Source organism: Streptomyces sp. V4I2 (genome assembly GCF_030817655.1).
Lineage (GTDB): Bacteria > Actinomycetota > Actinomycetes > Streptomycetales > Streptomycetaceae > Streptomyces > Streptomyces plumbiresistens.
In genome coordinates this window covers 6,544,679-6,560,178 of sequence record NZ_JAUSZM010000003.1, presented here as the reverse complement: position 1 = coordinate 6,560,178, position 15,500 = coordinate 6,544,679, and the positions used below count along the sequence as shown (strand labels likewise).

4 protein-coding genes and 1 pseudogene are annotated in these 15,500 nt (G+C 70.7%); all 5 read right to left on the bottom strand.

Translation table 11 applies throughout. The features are described 5' to 3' along the window. Positions 1-10 precede the first annotated feature (10 nt). Positions 11-5,485: a sugar-binding protein gene (locus QFZ76_RS31170; RefSeq protein WP_307676806.1), complete on the bottom strand. Its 5,475-nt coding sequence runs from the start codon at positions 5,483-5,485 to the stop codon at positions 11-13. A 119-nt stretch (positions 5,486-5,604) separates the two neighbouring features. Then, positions 5,605-9,963 (bottom strand): LamG-like jellyroll fold domain-containing protein, encoded by a 4,359-nt coding sequence (locus QFZ76_RS31165; protein WP_307676805.1) that lies wholly within the window; start codon positions 9,961-9,963, stop codon positions 5,605-5,607. Between the two features lie 614 nt (positions 9,964-10,577). Beyond that, positions 10,578-12,227, bottom strand: coding sequence for a serine/threonine-protein kinase (locus tag QFZ76_RS31160; protein ID WP_307676804.1), 1,650 nt, complete (start codon positions 12,225-12,227; stop codon positions 10,578-10,580). 104 nt (positions 12,228-12,331) lie between these two features. Continuing rightward, positions 12,332-13,501, bottom strand: a pseudogene (locus QFZ76_RS31155) (serine/threonine-protein kinase); the annotation flags it as partial. Positions 13,502-13,570: 69 nt separating this feature from the next. Beyond that, positions 13,571-15,367, bottom strand: a complete 1,797-nt coding sequence (locus QFZ76_RS31150) for a serine/threonine-protein kinase (RefSeq protein WP_307676803.1) — start codon at positions 15,365-15,367, stop codon at positions 13,571-13,573. Positions 15,368-15,500: the final 133 nt, after the last annotated feature.

Sequence of the window (15,500 nt, the reverse complement as noted above, 5' to 3'; positions counted from 1 at the left end):
TGGGTGCCGCCTACGAAGCCCTCTCACCGGGCCAGCCGGTCGGCGGGCTGCCACGGGTGCCGCCGAAGGGGGTGGAGCGGCGCTGCTGCATCGTCAAGTCGGTGGCGTTGACGGCGATCTCGGAGGTGGCGTGGTGGTCGCCGATGAGGAAGGCGAGCTTGTTGTCGTCGGTGCGGATGGCCTGGTTGCCGCCGCCGAGGTCGTAGTAGCGGGTGGCCTTGTCGGCGGTGGCGCCCTTGGTGAGGGTGAGCTCGGTGGCGCCGAGGTAGACGGTGGTCTCCGCGTCCGTACGGCGGATCAGGCGCTCGCCCTCGGCGTCGTACACGTACGACGTCGTCTTCGTGCCACCGCCGGCGGCCGGTTCGGTGACCTTGGCGAGGTGGCCCTCGGCGTCCCATTCGAGAGTCTGCTTGTTGCCGCCGATGGTGCGGGTCTCGGTGTCACCGGTGGCCGTGTAGGTGAAGCTGTCGGTCGCCGTGCCCGTGGGGCCGGTGGTGTCGATGCCGGTGACCGCGTGCGGGCGGGTGCCGCCGGCCGCCGGGTAGCGGTAGGTGCGCTTGACGTCCTTGGTGGTGTCGCCGGCCGTGTCGTGCCGGGTCTCGCCGGTGCGGTTGCCGCTCTTGTCGTAGGTGTACGAGTGCCAGTACGCGGCCGGGCCGCCGAGCACCGAGGCGCTCGGGGTGGCGGAGCAACTCGTCGTGCCCTGGGTCCACGCCTCCGTGAGGCGGGTCAGGTGGTCGTACTGGAAGCACTGGGTGTCGGTGCCCGAGCGGGACACGTCCGAGATGGAGGTGACGTTGCCGGCCTCGTCGTAGGCGTAGGTCGCGGACCGGTCGGTGCCGGCCACGTCCTCCCGGTCGAGACGGCTGTTGGACAGCCGCTGGGTGCCCCACTGGTAGTCGTTGGTGACCTGCGTCTTCTTCGCGCCGACCGCCTGGTAGGTGAACTGGAGCGGCTTGCCCGTGTAGCTGTAGGTGGTGTCGGTGACGTAAGTGACTCCACCGGCCGCACCCAGGGTCTTGGGACGCTGGATCTCGTCGTAGGTCGGGGTGAGGATCTCGGAGGCCAGGGAGCCGGCCGCCGGGTAGCTCTTGGACTGGACGGTGCCGTCGAGGTTGTAGGCGGTGCTCGACAGGTAGGTGCCCGCCAGGGCCTCCTCCCCCGTCACGGAGGGGATGGCGACCGCGGTGCGCTGGGGCCGGTACAGGTTGTCGTACATGCTGTACGTGGTCTTGTACGCGAGCCCGCCGGCACCGCCGACGAAGCGGGTGGAGGTGGCGAGCTGCCCCTCGAATCCGGTGGGGTCCCACACCTGCTGGGTCAGCAGCGGCCCGGTGGCCTCCCCGTCGTGGGTCTCGAGCTCGCGGCCGAGACCGTCGTAGACGTGGGTGATCTTCCGGCCACGGTGGTCGGTGGTGGAGACCAGCTGGCTGCGGTCGTCGTACACGGACTTGGTGTCGCCCTTGTCCGGGTCCGTGGCCAGCGTCTGGTTGCCGCGCTGGTCGTAGGTGTAGCTCCAGCTGTTGCCCGAGGGGTCCGTGAGCTTGGACAGCTTTCCGGTGGGCGTGTAGTCGTAGTGGGTCTGGTCGTACGCGCCCGTCGGGGTGGCGGCCTGGTACTGCAGCAGGTCGGTGACGTTGCCACGGGCGTCCGTGACGCTCGTGGTGGCAGTGGCGCCCTTCGGCGGGGTCACCGAGACCCGGTCGCCGCCGTAGTCGGTCGTCGTCGTCCCCAGGACCGTGCCGTGGTCGCCGTTGCCGGCGATCTGCTGGGACTTGGTGACGCGGCCCAGGCCGTCGAAGGTGTTCCAGGTCTGGGTCTCCACGGAGAGCGCGTTGTCCAGCTGGAGCAGGCCCGCGGAGGGTGCGGCGGTGTTGAAGTAGGGCGCGAACTGCTTGGCGACGAGACCGCGTTCGTCGTAGAAGATGTCCGCGACCAGGCGACCGCCGGACGGTCCGGGGGCCTGGGTCTGGCGCTCGCGCAGGAAGCCGTCGAGGAGCTGGTACGTCGTCTGCTGGGTGCCGTCCTTCCTCAGGGTCCGAGTGCCGACCGCGACCGGGCCGCTGCCGTCCATGGTGTACGTGAACTGGTAGTTCGGGGTGTCGTCGTTGGCCTTGGAGCGGTTGGGCAGCCAGATCTTCTGGTTGCGGCCCAGGGCGTCGAACGTGGTGTCGGTGCGCTTGTTGTTGGTGTCGAGCACGGTGGTCGGCAGGCCGCGCAGACCGTCGTAGGTGGTCGTGGTGATCTGCGCGGTGGACGCCGTGCCCGCGGTGGCAGGCGGGGTGGTGACCGTCGACGTGTTCGGGAAGCCGGTGGCGGGCGAGTAGACGGTGGTGGTGGTACGGCCGTCCGTGCGCGCGGTGCGGGCCGGTGCCGTGGTCTGGGTGGCCGTGACGGTGGCCGAGATGTCCTTGTCGGTCAGCTGCCGCCCGTAGGTGTCGTACGTGGACTCGGACTCCAGGTAGGTGGCGGTCGTGCCGTCGTGCTTGGTGAGGGTCGCCGTGCGGGTGGCGTCACCCTTGGTGGGCGCCGTGCCGTAGCCCTGGCCGTCGTAGGCGGTGCGGACGTCCGAGATGACGGCCTTGGTGCGGTCGGGGGTGTCGGCGCACTTGACCGCGACCGTCTCCGCGCGGGACGGGGCGTCGAGGATCCAGTCGGTGGTGTTGTCGACGTAGGTCGTGCGGGTGCACTGGTTGTCCTGCGAGGTGGTCTCGTCGCCGAAGTCGTCGGTCTGGGTGACCCGGCCGATGGTGGTCTCGAAGGTGTTGGTCTTGTACGTCGTACGCCACTTGCTGCCCGCCCCGTCGTCCAGGGAAGTCCAGGTGCGGGTGGCGGCGGTGCCGGTCAGGTTGGCGGTGGTGGTGCCCCAGGAGCGGACGCGCGACGCGGTCTGGTGGTGCCAGGGCGTGTTGACGGTCTTTTCCAGGACCTTGCCGCCGGGACCGCTGTAGCTCGCCGTCTTGTACTTGAAGCCGGCCGCGGAGGCGTGGTCGGTGATGGTGCCGCCGTTGTCGTCGGAGACGGTCACCGACTTGGTGCCGCCGGACGGGCCGGCCCGGTCGCCGTCCATGCCGCGCAGGAAGTAGTGGTCGGTCTGCGACTTCATGCCGACCGGGTCCTGGCCGCCGGTCTGCACGCGGACGTGGGCGTAGCCGCGCCAGGCGGACCAGGTCTTGTGCTTCTCCTTGGTCAGGCCGTCATCGTCGTCGTAGTGCCAGGCCGCCCCGTCGAGATAGCTGTAGCGGGTGACCATGTCCGGGGAGGACTTGGTGCGGTCGGACTGGGTGACCGCGTCGACGACGTACTTGTTGAACCACTGCCGGGTCGGGTTCTCGTCGCCCTCCTTCGTGAAGAACACCGGGAAGCAGCGCGTGGTGTTCGTCTCGGGGGTCGGCGGGTTCGACGCGTCGCAGACGGCCGTGGAGTAGGTGACGTCGGTCTGTCCGCCGGACTCGTCGGCGATCGTCGCCAGGCGTTCCTTGATGAAGGGAGCCGTGTCGTCGCCGGCGATGTCGAGGCGGTTGGAGCGCTGGTCGTAGCCGAAGGTGACCTTCGGCAGGGTGATCTCGGGGGTGACGGCCCTGCCGGTGTGCTCGACGGAGGTGAGCAGCAGCTGGTAGGCGATGTCGGCCTGGCCCCAGCGGTGGTCCATCTTCCAGGTGTCGACCGGCGCGTAGGTACCATCCGCCTTCAGGGTACTCGCGGTGACGCCGGTCAGCCGCTTGCGGGTCCAGAACGACGGCGAGGGCGAACTGGTGCAGTCCGTACCGGACTTGCAGTTCAGGTCCCAGGGAGTGTCGTACCAGTAGAAGGACTTGTCGTCGATCGTGGAGGCCGCGCAGGTCACGCCCGTCTCGGGCAGACACCGCTCGGCGGAGGTGAAGTCCACCCGGCCCAGCGCCTTGGCCGAGTAGGCGGTGGAGTTGCGCAGGCCGTAGTCGATGTGGTTCAGGGAGCCGCCGCGGACGTACGGAGTCTCGTCCTCCGGCTTGAGGTTGCGGCCGTAGTAGTTGGTTTCCTTGTCGTAGTAGTACGCGATGGAGTTGCCGCGCACGTCGACCGCGTAGTCGAGGTTCCAGCGCCAGCCCTGCTGGCACCACGAGTCGGCGAACGCGGACGCGTTGCACGGCTCGCCGCTGTTGTTGCCGAAGACCGGCGCGGTCCAGGCCGAGTTGGTCTCCGCGTTGCCGGAGGCCCAGCCCGGGAGGCGGTTGTAGCCGAAGTAGTAGCGGGTGCCGTCGGTGGTGGTGACGCGCCAGTACTCGTCGTTACGGGCGCCGTTGGCACGGACGTTGGTGTCGGAGCCGTAGATGCGGTCGACCTTGGTGCCGTCGTCGCCCTTGATCCGGAAGCTGTTCGTGCCGGTGGAGATCAGTTCCCCGGAGTGCCCGTTGAACGACAGCGTCGCGTTGTCGTACGCCCAGCACAGGTCGCCCACCTTGATGCCGGCGGAGTTCTTCACGCCTTCGTCGGCGCACGGCTTGTAGCTGCGCTCGATGAAGCCGGGCCACAGGTCGAAGCCGTCACCGGTCCAGGATGCCTGGTTGTTGCTGTTCGCGGTGCGGCCGTCGACGCCGCCGGACGAGTAGGCCAGGCCCAGCTGCGGGGTGAAGGAGCCGGGCACGTCGGGCACGGGCATGCCGTACGACCAGCTGAAGTCGCCCGTGTTCAGGTTGGTGTTCCACGTCGAGGACGCGGACAGCTGGGTGGCCTTGTAGTCGCCGTGGTCGCTGGAGGCGGCGGCGGTGGCCGCCAGGACCATGGGGGCGCTGTCGGTCGCGGGAAGCGCGAGGGAGGACGCGGTGAGGGTCTGCGCCTTGGGGTCGTTGTCCGTCGCGACCGGGACCGGGGTGGAGCACTTCGCGGCGCCGGGGTCGGTGGCCGCGCAGGCCGGCAGGCGGACCAGTTTCAGACGGGACGCGTAGGCGCCGCCGTACGCCTGGGCGAACTGGGAGTAGTCCACGCTGACGCCGACCCGGTCGCCGGTGGCTCCCGCCTGGCGCCGGACGGAGAAGAGCATGCCGTCGACGCCCGCGCGCTCGGCGGTCCGCTGGTCGAGGACCTGTACGACGGCCTTGCCGGTCAGCGGAGTCGAGGCGGCCTTGTTCTGCTGCGGCGCCGCGGTGAGGGAGACCGGCAGGTCACCCGCGCGCACCGGGGCGGACTTGGCCCCGGCCTTCGCACCGGACTTCGCATCGGCCTTCGCCGCGGCGGGCACGGTCACGGTCGCCGAACCAGCGCCCGGCCAGGCCTTCTTGGGCGCCTGCTCGGGAACCCTCGGCTCGCCGTCGCCCTTGCGGGGCAGCATCTTCACGCCGTGCCCGGACACCGGCTTCTCGGAGGCCGGCACCTTCGGGAGGCTGCCCGACGGCTCCGCGGCCTGGGTGACGGTCGCCTCCACCGTGGTGGCGACCATCACCGCGGCCACCACCAGGGCGATTCTCGCCCGTATGTATCTGCCCCGCCTGCGTGCTGTGGCCGTCATTCCCCGCCCTCACCCCGAAAACCACTGACTGAAACCACTGACTGAAACCATTGGCCCGAACCGCTGATGGAAACCGCCGGCTGAAACGCTGAACCGAATGCCGCTGGTGGGACCGCTGCTCACGGGCCGGGGATCGTGGGCAGGCCCGTGTCCCGGCTCGCGAGGGCAGCGATCTGCGTGTCGCTCGCCGCGCCCTGCAGGGCCCAGACGTCGTCGATGGCGCCGCTCCAGTACTCGCCCCACGAACTGGTGCCGGTCTTGGTGCGGCCCAGCTGGAGCCCCTTGCCCGCCGCGAACGGCAGCACCGCGGAGTCCCACGACACCTGCTCCGTGCAGTTCGGGTCGTCGGCGTCCCCGTCGTCGTTGTCGTCCGCGCATGGCCGGACCTGGGTGAGGCCGTTGATGTACAGCCGCATCTGACCTTCGAACGCGTCGTAGACGACGGCGATGTGGTCCCAGGCGTCCGTGCCCTGGAAGACGGAGTGCTCGGCCGTCGAGACCGTCGCCGACGTCGCGTCGGCGCCGGCCATGACCAGCTGCCAGCGGCCCGCGTTCGCGGGGTCGGAGGCGTCGGGCACGTACCGCACAGCGAACCCGTTGGCGTTCGTACCGGCCATGCTCATCACCGTGACGGCCTTCTGCGGCCGGGCGGGTGTGGTGACCCAGGCGGACACCGTGAAGCTCTTGGCGGTGTCGACGGGCGAGGCGCCGGTGGCGGCGTAGCCGGTGGCGGCGCCTTTCAGCAGCAGTCCGCCGTCGCCGACCATGTTGCTGCTGCCGGACTGGTCGATGCTCGCCCCGTCGCCCAGGGTCAGCGGGTGCGCGGTGTGGTCCTCGCGGACCAGGTCGTCCGGTGAGGCGGCCGGGCTACCCGAGGCGGCGTCCAGCTTCCAGCGACCCTCCACCGTCGGCCGGCTGTCGAACATCGCGGCGATCTCGGGGGCGGACAGGGCACGGTCGTACAGCTGGACGTCCGAGATCTGGCCGGGGAAGAAGCTGGTCGCGCCGGCACCGGAGCTGCTGGCCCCGATCCGCAGCGCGCCGCCGGCGTAGAACGGCGCTGTGACCTTGGTGGTCGCGACCCCCTTGCCCTGTACGTACAGCCGCAGGTCGTCGCTGACGCCGTCGTAGGAGCCCACGACGTACGTCCATTCACCGCCCGGGGCGAGCGCGATGTCGCCCTGGGTGGCCCGGAGGGGGGTGCCGTCAGCGGTGTCCGCGGAGTACTGGTTGAACGTCCAGCCGTAGGCCGCCGAGTAGTACAGCTCGAAGCCCGGTTTCACGGTGCCGGCCTGGCTCGCGATCACGGCGGCCTTCGTGGGTTTGGTCTTGGGCAGCTTCGCCCAGGCCGCCACGGAGAAGCTCCGCTGGTTGTTGAGGATCGGGCCGGCCGTGGCCGCGTGGTCGTCCACGCCGTCCAGGGTCAGCGCGGTGCCCGTGCGGCCCGGCTGGCCCGGCTTCGCCCCGCCCTTGAACACCGCGGGGTGCACGTCCGCGCGACCCGTCACCCGGGTCGTCGCGGCGCCGTCGACGCCGGTGGCCGGCTCGTCCAGCGGGAACACCGCGCGGGCCGGGCGGCCGTTGCCGATGTTGTTGGTGCTGTAGAGGCCGCTCACCTCGTTGGCCGACAGGGACTTCTCGAAGATGCGGACCTCGTCGATCGTGCCCGGGAAGTGGGTGATCACGGCGCCGTCCAGGTTGCCCGCCCCGATCTGCAGGCCGCGCCGGGCGTCCCACGGAGTGGAGTAGGTGGTCGACCCGGCCAGCGCGCCGTTGACGTAGAGGGACAGCAGGTCCGAGGTGGGGCTGTAGGTGCCGACCAGGTGCGCCCACTCACCCGCCTTGACTCCGCCGGCGGCCGCCTGCATCGCCCGTACCGGAGTGGCCGTGGTGGTGTCCGCCGAGTACTGGTTGAACACCCAGCGGTCGTACCCCTTCGAGTAGTACAGCTCGAACCCCGGCGAGTTGTTGCCCGGCTGGGACGCGATCACCGCCGCGTCGTCCGGCATCCGGTCCAGCTTCACCCAGGCCGCCACCGAGAAGCTGGCCGACGTGTCCACGGTCGGGATGTCCGACACCAGGTAGTCGTCCACGCCGTCGAACGACGCCGCGGTGCCCAGTTTGCCGGGGGCGCCGAGGGTCGCGCCGCCCATCACGTCCACGGTCCGGGTGCCGGCGCCGCCCTCGGCCTGGGTGGCGGTGGAGGCCTCGTCCAGGTTCCACTCGGCGCGGGTCGGCTGGCCCGACTTCACGCGGAACGCGTAGCGCGAGGGCTCGCTGACCCGGCCGGCCGAGTCGACGGCCTGCACGTACAGGAAGTTGGTGCCGGAGCGGGTGGGCCGGAAGCTGACCGTTCTGGCCGCGCCCGCGGAGGTGGCCACCTCGTTGGCCGAGGAGGCGTCCGCGTTGACGCCGTACCAGTACTTCACGACGTCCGTGTCCGGGGTGTCCACGGTGAAGGTGCCGTAGCGGCCCACTCCGTCGTAGACGGGATCGTTCGGGTCGGTGTCGTCGGCTGCGGGGTAGTCGCCCGAAGCGATGGAGGGGCCGACCGGCACGGTGGTGTCCCAGACGAAGTAGCAGCTCGTCGCCGATCCCGTGCTCGACCACGGCGAGGAGGCGTAGAACTTGCCCTCGTCGTGGTCGACGGCCCGGGCGACCCAGGCCACCGTCTTGTTCTTAGGGATCTTCTTGCCGTTGGGCAGCGTCTCGACCAGGGTCGTGCTGAAGTCCGATCCGGACGCCTTCGGTGTCATCCGCGCCGAGGTCCACTGGGCCTTGAGCCCGCTGCCCGCGTCCCACAGCACCTGCCACTGCACGCTGACCCGGTCGCCGTCGGGGTCCTTCACGTCATTGGCGGTGATCTTCGGGAGCGAACGGATCGACACCTTGTCCGCGGGCTTCTTGCAGAGGCCGCCGGGCTGCATCGACAGCTGCTTCATGGCGATCTGCTTCGGTGCCTGGTTGTACTTCACCCGCAGATAGGCGTCATCCGTGAACCGCTTCCAGGCGGACTTGTCGTCCTCGTTGGCGGCCCGCAGCCCGAACGAGGTGTACGCCGAGTCGTGCGAGGACGCGTACTTCACGGCGGCCGTGGCGTCGAACTCCACGTCCCCGCCGGGGCACGTGGAGTTGAAGCCCTTGGCCACGTCCCGGGAGTCGAGGTGGTCCAGCCAGTTGTCGTCCGAGCTGTTCCAGGTGGTGTCCGAGTTGAAGGACTTCGTCCGCCACAGCTGGACCGACCGCCCGTCGCAGGACCCGGACCACGTCTCACGCGCCACGAACGTCGCGCTGAGAATCGACTTGCCCGAGAACTTCGAGGTCGGGAACTTGTAGAACAGCCGCTTCACGTCGTACGGGGCGCAGTAGTCCCAGCCGCAGTAGCCCATGCCGGCGTCGGAGTCCCCGTTGAACCGCCACTGCGGCGAGGATGCCCAGTAGCGCGAGACCATCGTCCACTCCCCCGCCTTCGGGGTATAGGTCTGCGGGTCGATGTAGACCGGGAACGTGGTGTCCGGGTCGGTCAACATGCCCTGGTCGGGAGTCAGTCGCAGCTGACTGCCGTCCGCGGTGACGTCCACGTCGATGGGGGCGACCTTGGCGGCGTCGCCCGGGCCTTCGGCGTCGTCGTCCGTGGAGGGGGATGTGGCCGTAGATGCGGACGTCGACGCGGATGTGGACATGGCCGTGAGCGTGCGGGCGGTGGTGGACGAGGTCGTGGAATCCGGGGCCGTGGAAATCGCAGCCGTCGAGCTCGAAGCCGTGGAAGCCGAGGTCGTCGAGCCCGCCGCCGTCGAATCCGAGGCCGTCGAACCCGGCGCCGTGGAACCCGAGGCCGTGGAATTCGCGGCCAGCGAACCCGGCGCCGTGGAACCCGCAGCCGTCGAGTCCGCAGCCGTCGAACCCGGCGCCGTGGTACCCGAGGCCGTAGAGCCCGCCGCCGTCGAACCCGCGGCTGTGGATCCCTCAGCCGTGGATCCCTCAGCCGTCGCCGCCCGCGTCCCGGAGTCCCACATGACAGGCTGCGGCGCCTGGAACACCACCCCGCCCATGGCCTCGTCGACCGCCTCCAGGCCGCCGGAGCCCGTGGCCCGCAGATCCAGCCCCGGGGAGTCGACGGCCAGTTTCAGCTCGGCGAGCGCCGGGTTCTTCGCCGCTTCCGGTGTGTTCACCACCAGCAGCTGCGCGAACCCGTCCGCAGTCGCGCGCATCCTCAGGTCCACGTCCGGGAGGACATCGGCGTACGTCGCGGTGTCGCCGTCCAGCGTCGGGGCGGGCAGCGAGGCCGGCCAGGAGAACGACAGCTCCTTGCCGGTGCGTTCGAGGGTGACCAGCGGTCCCGCGCCCCCGCCGGAGAACGCGATGCCGACCGCGGAGGCGTTCGGCGTCACCGTGCCGTCGGACCGCTCGGCGAGGTTGTTGTCGATCGCCTTCCACTGCCCGTCGCTCCGGGTACGGACCGGCCTGAGGTGCTGCACCTCCTCCAACTGCCCGTCCGAGTGGCGTACACCTCGCCCGACTCGCTGCGCAGGGACGTGATCTCCACGTTCGAGCCACCGGCCTCGGCGGCCTCCTGCGCCGCCTGCGGCGTGGCGGCCGACCTGGGTGCGCCCTTGTCGGCCGGCACCGCGTCCTTGGCCGCCGCCACTCGGGCCGTCGGCTGCGCGGCGGCCGCGGACGGTGCGAAGGCGGCAGGCTGTACGACGCCTGCCAGCACGGCTCCTGCGACGGCCGCCAGCAACGGTCTGCGCGTCCGGCTCGATCTGCCGGAACGCCCCTTGGACGCACTCATTTCCCCCGCCCCCCGACTCCACAGTCCCCACCCAGGAGTCACACCCGTCACAGAAAGTGCGAGGGCCTTAAGCCGCCCTTAGCCGTACACGTCAAGAGTGGCTTGATCGCCGGGGGGGCCTGAGAGTGCTCGGTGGTACTGAATCAGCCACACACGGTGAGTAATTGAAGAACCGATCAAATCGGCACTCATCGGCAGCCGGTGAAGCGATGGTCGACGGAACGTGTACGCGGGGTGAACCCTCCCCGGCACCGATCACCGGCGGCCGGGGCGGGCTCTTGGCGCAAACGGCTTACAGGCCTACAGCTTGCCGACGTCCAGGTTGGCGATCGCCGTCTCGGCCACTTCGCGCCCGCGCTCCGTGAAGTCACCCCTGCCCGGGTAGCCGACGGAGAGCTTGTACATGTCGCCGGCGGTGGTCTTGTAGTAGAAGATCCGCAGCTCGCGCGGGCGGGGGTTCTGGGTGTCGTCGGTGGTGTAGACGACGGTGTTCTCCGCGGCCTTCTTGCCCTGGTACGTCGTCTCGTCGGGCTTGGTCTTCAGCTTCTCGGCGGGCATGTCCAGCGCGTAGCTGCCCGTCTGCTTGAACTCGCCGTCGTCGTCGTACATCTCGGCGGCCGCGGAGCCCGCGATCTCGCTGCTCGTGTCCTCGGCCTTCTTCTGGAGACTCAGGCTGATCCAGATGGCACCGCTCGCATCGGTGTACGTCACCCAGTGGCCCTTGTCGGTCTCCCGGTCGGGCACGGACTTCTTGTAGCCCTTGGGCACGGACAGCGTCGCGGCCACGTCCTTGACCTGCTCCGTCCTCCAGCCGTCCGGCAGCGGCCCGGCGAAGGGATCCGCGATCACCAGGTACGCCGCCACCGCCGCCGCGACGACCGCGGCACCGAGGCCGAGCAGGGTCTTGCGGCCGAGCCGGATGCCGCCCGCCGCCGTGGCCACGCCACCGGTGACCTGGACGACCTGAGTGGGAGCGGGAGCGGGCGGGTTCGCGGTGCGTTCCAGCAGGTCGCGGACCTGCGCGGCGGTCGGGCGGCGGGCCGGGTCCTTCTGGAGCAGGCCGTTGATGGCCTCGGCGAGCGGACCCTGCGCCGAGGCGGGCGGCGCGGGTGTCGCGTTGAGGACGGACTGCAGGGTCGCCGGGGTGTTGCTGCGGCGGAACGGGGAGACGCCCTCGGTCGCCGCGTACAGGACCACACCGAGGGACCACAGGTCACTGGACGGACCGGGGCGCTGGCCCAGCACCCGCTCCGGCGCGATGTATTCGGGCGAACCGACGAAGCCGCCGGTGTCGGTCAGATTGGTCTCGCCCTCGATCTGGGCGATGCCGAAGTCGGTGAGGACGACCCGGTCGTGCCGGCCGAGCAGGACGTTGTCGGGCTTGACGTCACGGTGCAGGATGCCGGCGGCGTGCGCGGCCTCCAGTGCGCCCAGCACCTCGAGGCCGATTCTCGCCGCGTCCCGGGCCCCGAGGGTGCCCTCCTGCAACGCGTCGCCCAGCGAACGGCCCCGCACCAGTTCCATGACGATCCACGGCTGGCCGTCCACCACCGCGACATCGTGCACATTCACGACAGAGGGGTGATCGAGCCGGGCCGCCGCACGCGCCTCCCTGCGCATCCGCTCGAAGGCGTTGGCGCGTTCGCGTTCGGGAAGATGGTCCGGAATTCGGGGCTCCTTGACGGCGACCTCGCGGTCCACCGTCTCGTCCTTGGCCCGCCACACCGTCCCCATGCCACCGTGCCCCAGCTTGGCGAGCAAACGGTAACGACCGGCGATCAGGCGACCGGTGCCGGGATCCTGGGCAGGCGAGGCCTGCGGCGGCACGACCTGCGTGGGTGCCGCGTACGGGTTGCCGGGGTGCGGCACCGCCGCCTGCGGGTTCGGCGGTTGCAGACCAAAACTCGTTGGCTCTTCGGACCCGTAAGGGGCTCCCCCGTTGCTGCTCATGGGTCCATCCATATCGCGCCAAGCGCTTCCGCTTCCACCTCTGATGCTTTCCGGTCACAGACCCGTGACGCAGATTGCTACTTATCTCCCCTTTATCCACGGTTCGTGGGCGTGGAGACGGTTGCGGAGACGGTTGCGGAGACGTCGGCGGAGCCGGAGCCGGAACGAGAGACGGAAGGGCTGGGCGAGAGGGACCTGCTACGCGTACCGCCAGAGGCCCCGGGCCCCTCCGGCGCCGAACTCGTAGGCACCACACCCCCGTCACCGCCCCCCTCCATCAGCAGCGCCGCCGCCGACACGCCCGCTCCCGCCATCGCGGTGACCAGCATCGCCGTGACCAGGACGCGGCGTATGGAGTACGCGGGGCGCTCCCCCGCGCCGCCCCCTTCCGGCGTACGGCCCGTGTCCAGGAAGTCCCGCAGCATCCGCTCCGCCTCTCCCGCACCGAGCCGCCGCCGGGGATCCCGCTCCAGCAGCCCTCGTACGACGGGCAGGATCGGCGCGGCCTGCGCGGGCGGCCGTATCTCCGCGGAGACCACGGCGTGCAGGATGCCGCCCAACGAGTCGCGCCGGAACGGCGATTCACCGCTGAGGGCGGTGCACAGCAGCGCGCCCAGCGACCACAGGTCGGACGCGGGCCCGGTCCCCGCCCCGGAGATCCGCTCGGGCGCGGTGTACTCGGGCGAGCCGACGAAGGTCCCGGTCTCGGTGAGCGTGCTGGCGCCGGCGACCTGGGCGACGCCGAAGTCGGTGAGGACGACCCGGCCGGGACGGGCGCGTCCGCTGCCGTCCTGCGCGAGGCCGTCCCGGGCCAGGCCGTCCTCCAGCAGGACGTTGGCCGGCTTGAGGTCACGGTGCAGGACCCCCGCCGCGTGCGCGGCGCGCAGCGCACCCAGCAGCGCGATGCCGATCCGGGCGGCCTCGGCGACGTCGACCGGGCCGTGCTCCGCGATCCGGTCGGCGAGCGAGACGCCGTCGATCAACTCCATGACGATGTACGGGCGTTGGTCGTCCTCGACCACGTCGTGGACGACGATGATGTGCGGGTGGCCCAGCCGCGCGACCGCACGCGCCTCGCGCAGGGTGCCTTCGCGCTGCCGACGGGCTTGGTCCTGGGAGAGCGTGTCGTCCAGAGGGAGTTCCTTGACCGCCACCTGCCGGCCGAGCAACCGGTCGGTCGCCCGCCAGACGACCCCCATGCCACCGCGCCCGAGCCGCTCCTCGAGCCGGTAACGGCCCGCGATCACACGGACGTTGTCCCCCTCGGTCCCCATGCGCCTCATGATGCCGCACCGGACGGGCCCCTTCCGGGTCGGCGACCGGCCATTCCTCAGGGGCGCACGTCAGCCGGTCCCCGGCCGCCACCCCTGCAGCACCGTCGTGAACTGCTTGCGTGTCTTCGCCCAATTCTTGGCCGGCGACGACATGTAGATGGCGTACTCGACGCCGTCCCGAGCGAAGTACGTCTCCTCGATCGCGCGGCGCGGCCCGGGGAACGGCGTGTCCTTGGCCTGCGCGGTCCACATGTACTCCCACAGGGAGCCGTCGCGGTCGCGGTAGAGGTTCCTCTCCAGCGTCACCCGCTTGTAGTCGACCAGATCCAGGAGCTGCTCCTCCAGGTCGATCTGGTGCGCGTACGGGTCGCTGAAGTCCGGCGACTCGTCGACGGCGATGCGGACGAAGTGCTTGCCGCCGTCGGGTGAGTAGTCGATCTGCTCGATGCCGCCCTTGGTGCTGAAGACCGACCGCTTCCAGCCCTTGGGCAGGGAGAGACTGAACCCCGCGGGGTCGTCGACGGTGACCCAGGTCTCCGGAACAGAGCCCTCCGGGGCTGTCGTACCCGTGCCGGTGTCGACGGGGCTCGGCACGGCGCTCGCCCCGACGTCGGCCGCCTGCTGCCGCCCCTCGTCCCACCGCTGCACCCACACCGCCGCGCTCCCGCCGATGATCGCGGCGAGGGCGACGACCAGGGCGAGGGTGCGCAGCCGACGGCGCTTGGACGGGGCCGGCGGCGCGGCGGCGGCAGGGTGCGCCGGTCCGCCGACGGGCGTCACACTGGTCGCCCCGGTAGCGGGGGGATACGGCGTCCCGGTGACCGGCGTGCTCGTCCCACCGTGCACACCACTGTGCGTGCCACCGTGCGCGCCACCTTGGGCACCACCGTGCGCGCCACCTTGGGCACCATCGTGCGTCCCGCCGTACGCCCCACCGTGCGTCCCGCCGTACTCCCCGACGCCCGCTCCGGTGTGGGGCCCCGTCCCGTACGGGGACCCGGACCCGACCCCCACGTGCTGCGTCGGCACGTACGCCTGCGCCGCGCTCGGCCGCCGCCCCTCCGCCGCCTCCGCCAGCATCTGCTCGGCCTCGGCCATGTCGGGCCGCAGGGCGGGTTCCTTGTGCAGCAGAGCGGCGATGACCGGCCCGAGCGGACCGGCGTGGTGCGGCTCGGTCGGCTCCTCGTCGACGACCGCCTGCATGGTGGTCAGGGGCGTCGTGCGGCGGAACGGCGATCTGCCCTCGACCGCCGTGTACAGCGTGGCGCCGAGCGCCCACAGGTCGGAGGACGCTCCCGGGTCGTGGCCGCGGATCCGCTCGGGGGCGAGGTAGTCGACCGAGCCGACGATCTCTCCCGTACGGGTGATCGCGGTGTCGCCCTCCATCTGCGCGATGCCGAAGTCGGTGAGCAGGACGCGGCCGTCCCGGCCGAGCAGGACGTTGCCGGGCTTCACGTCGCGGTGCAGGACGCCGGCCGCGTGCGCGGCGCGCAGCGCCCGCAGCACCCACAGTCCGATCCGGGCGGCCTCCCGCGGCTCGACCCGTCCCTGCTCCTGGACCGCGTCGGCCAGCGAGTGGCCCTCGACCAGCTCCATCACGATCCACGGCCGGCCGTCGTGGTCGAGCACGTCGTGCACGGTGACGACGGCGGAGTGGTTGATCCGGGCGGCCGCGCGCGCCTCCGCACGGGTGCGGGCGAGGAGGACGGTCCGGTCGCTCTCCGACACGTAGAGCGCGGCGGTCAGCTCCTTGATCGCGACGGCCCGGTGGAGCACCTCGTCGTGGGCACGCCAGACCCGGCCCATGCCGCCCTTGCCTATCGGGTCGGCGAGCCGGTAACGCCCCGCGAGGAGCTGGCCCTGCATCTGATTCACGTTGCCCCGCAATGCTCTTGACAGGGTCAGACTAAGGACCCGTCAGCACCGAAAGGAACCAGGATCGCGTCAAGGTGACCGCACTGTGACGGTTGTCGCTTCGAGAGGCGAAAGTAAACCAACG

Excerpts from the sequence above, each read along its gene's own strand:
- QFZ76_RS31170 (WP_307676806.1), bottom strand. The coding sequence starts at position 5,485 with ATGACGGCCACAGCACGCAGGCGGGGCAGATACATACGGGCGAGAATC.
- QFZ76_RS31160 (WP_307676804.1), bottom strand. The coding sequence starts at position 12,227 with ATGAGCAGCAACGGGGGAGCCCCTTACGGGTCCGAAGAGCCAACGAGT.
- QFZ76_RS31150 (WP_307676803.1), bottom strand. The coding sequence starts at position 15,367 with ATGCAGGGCCAGCTCCTCGCGGGGCGTTACCGGCTCGCCGACCCGATA.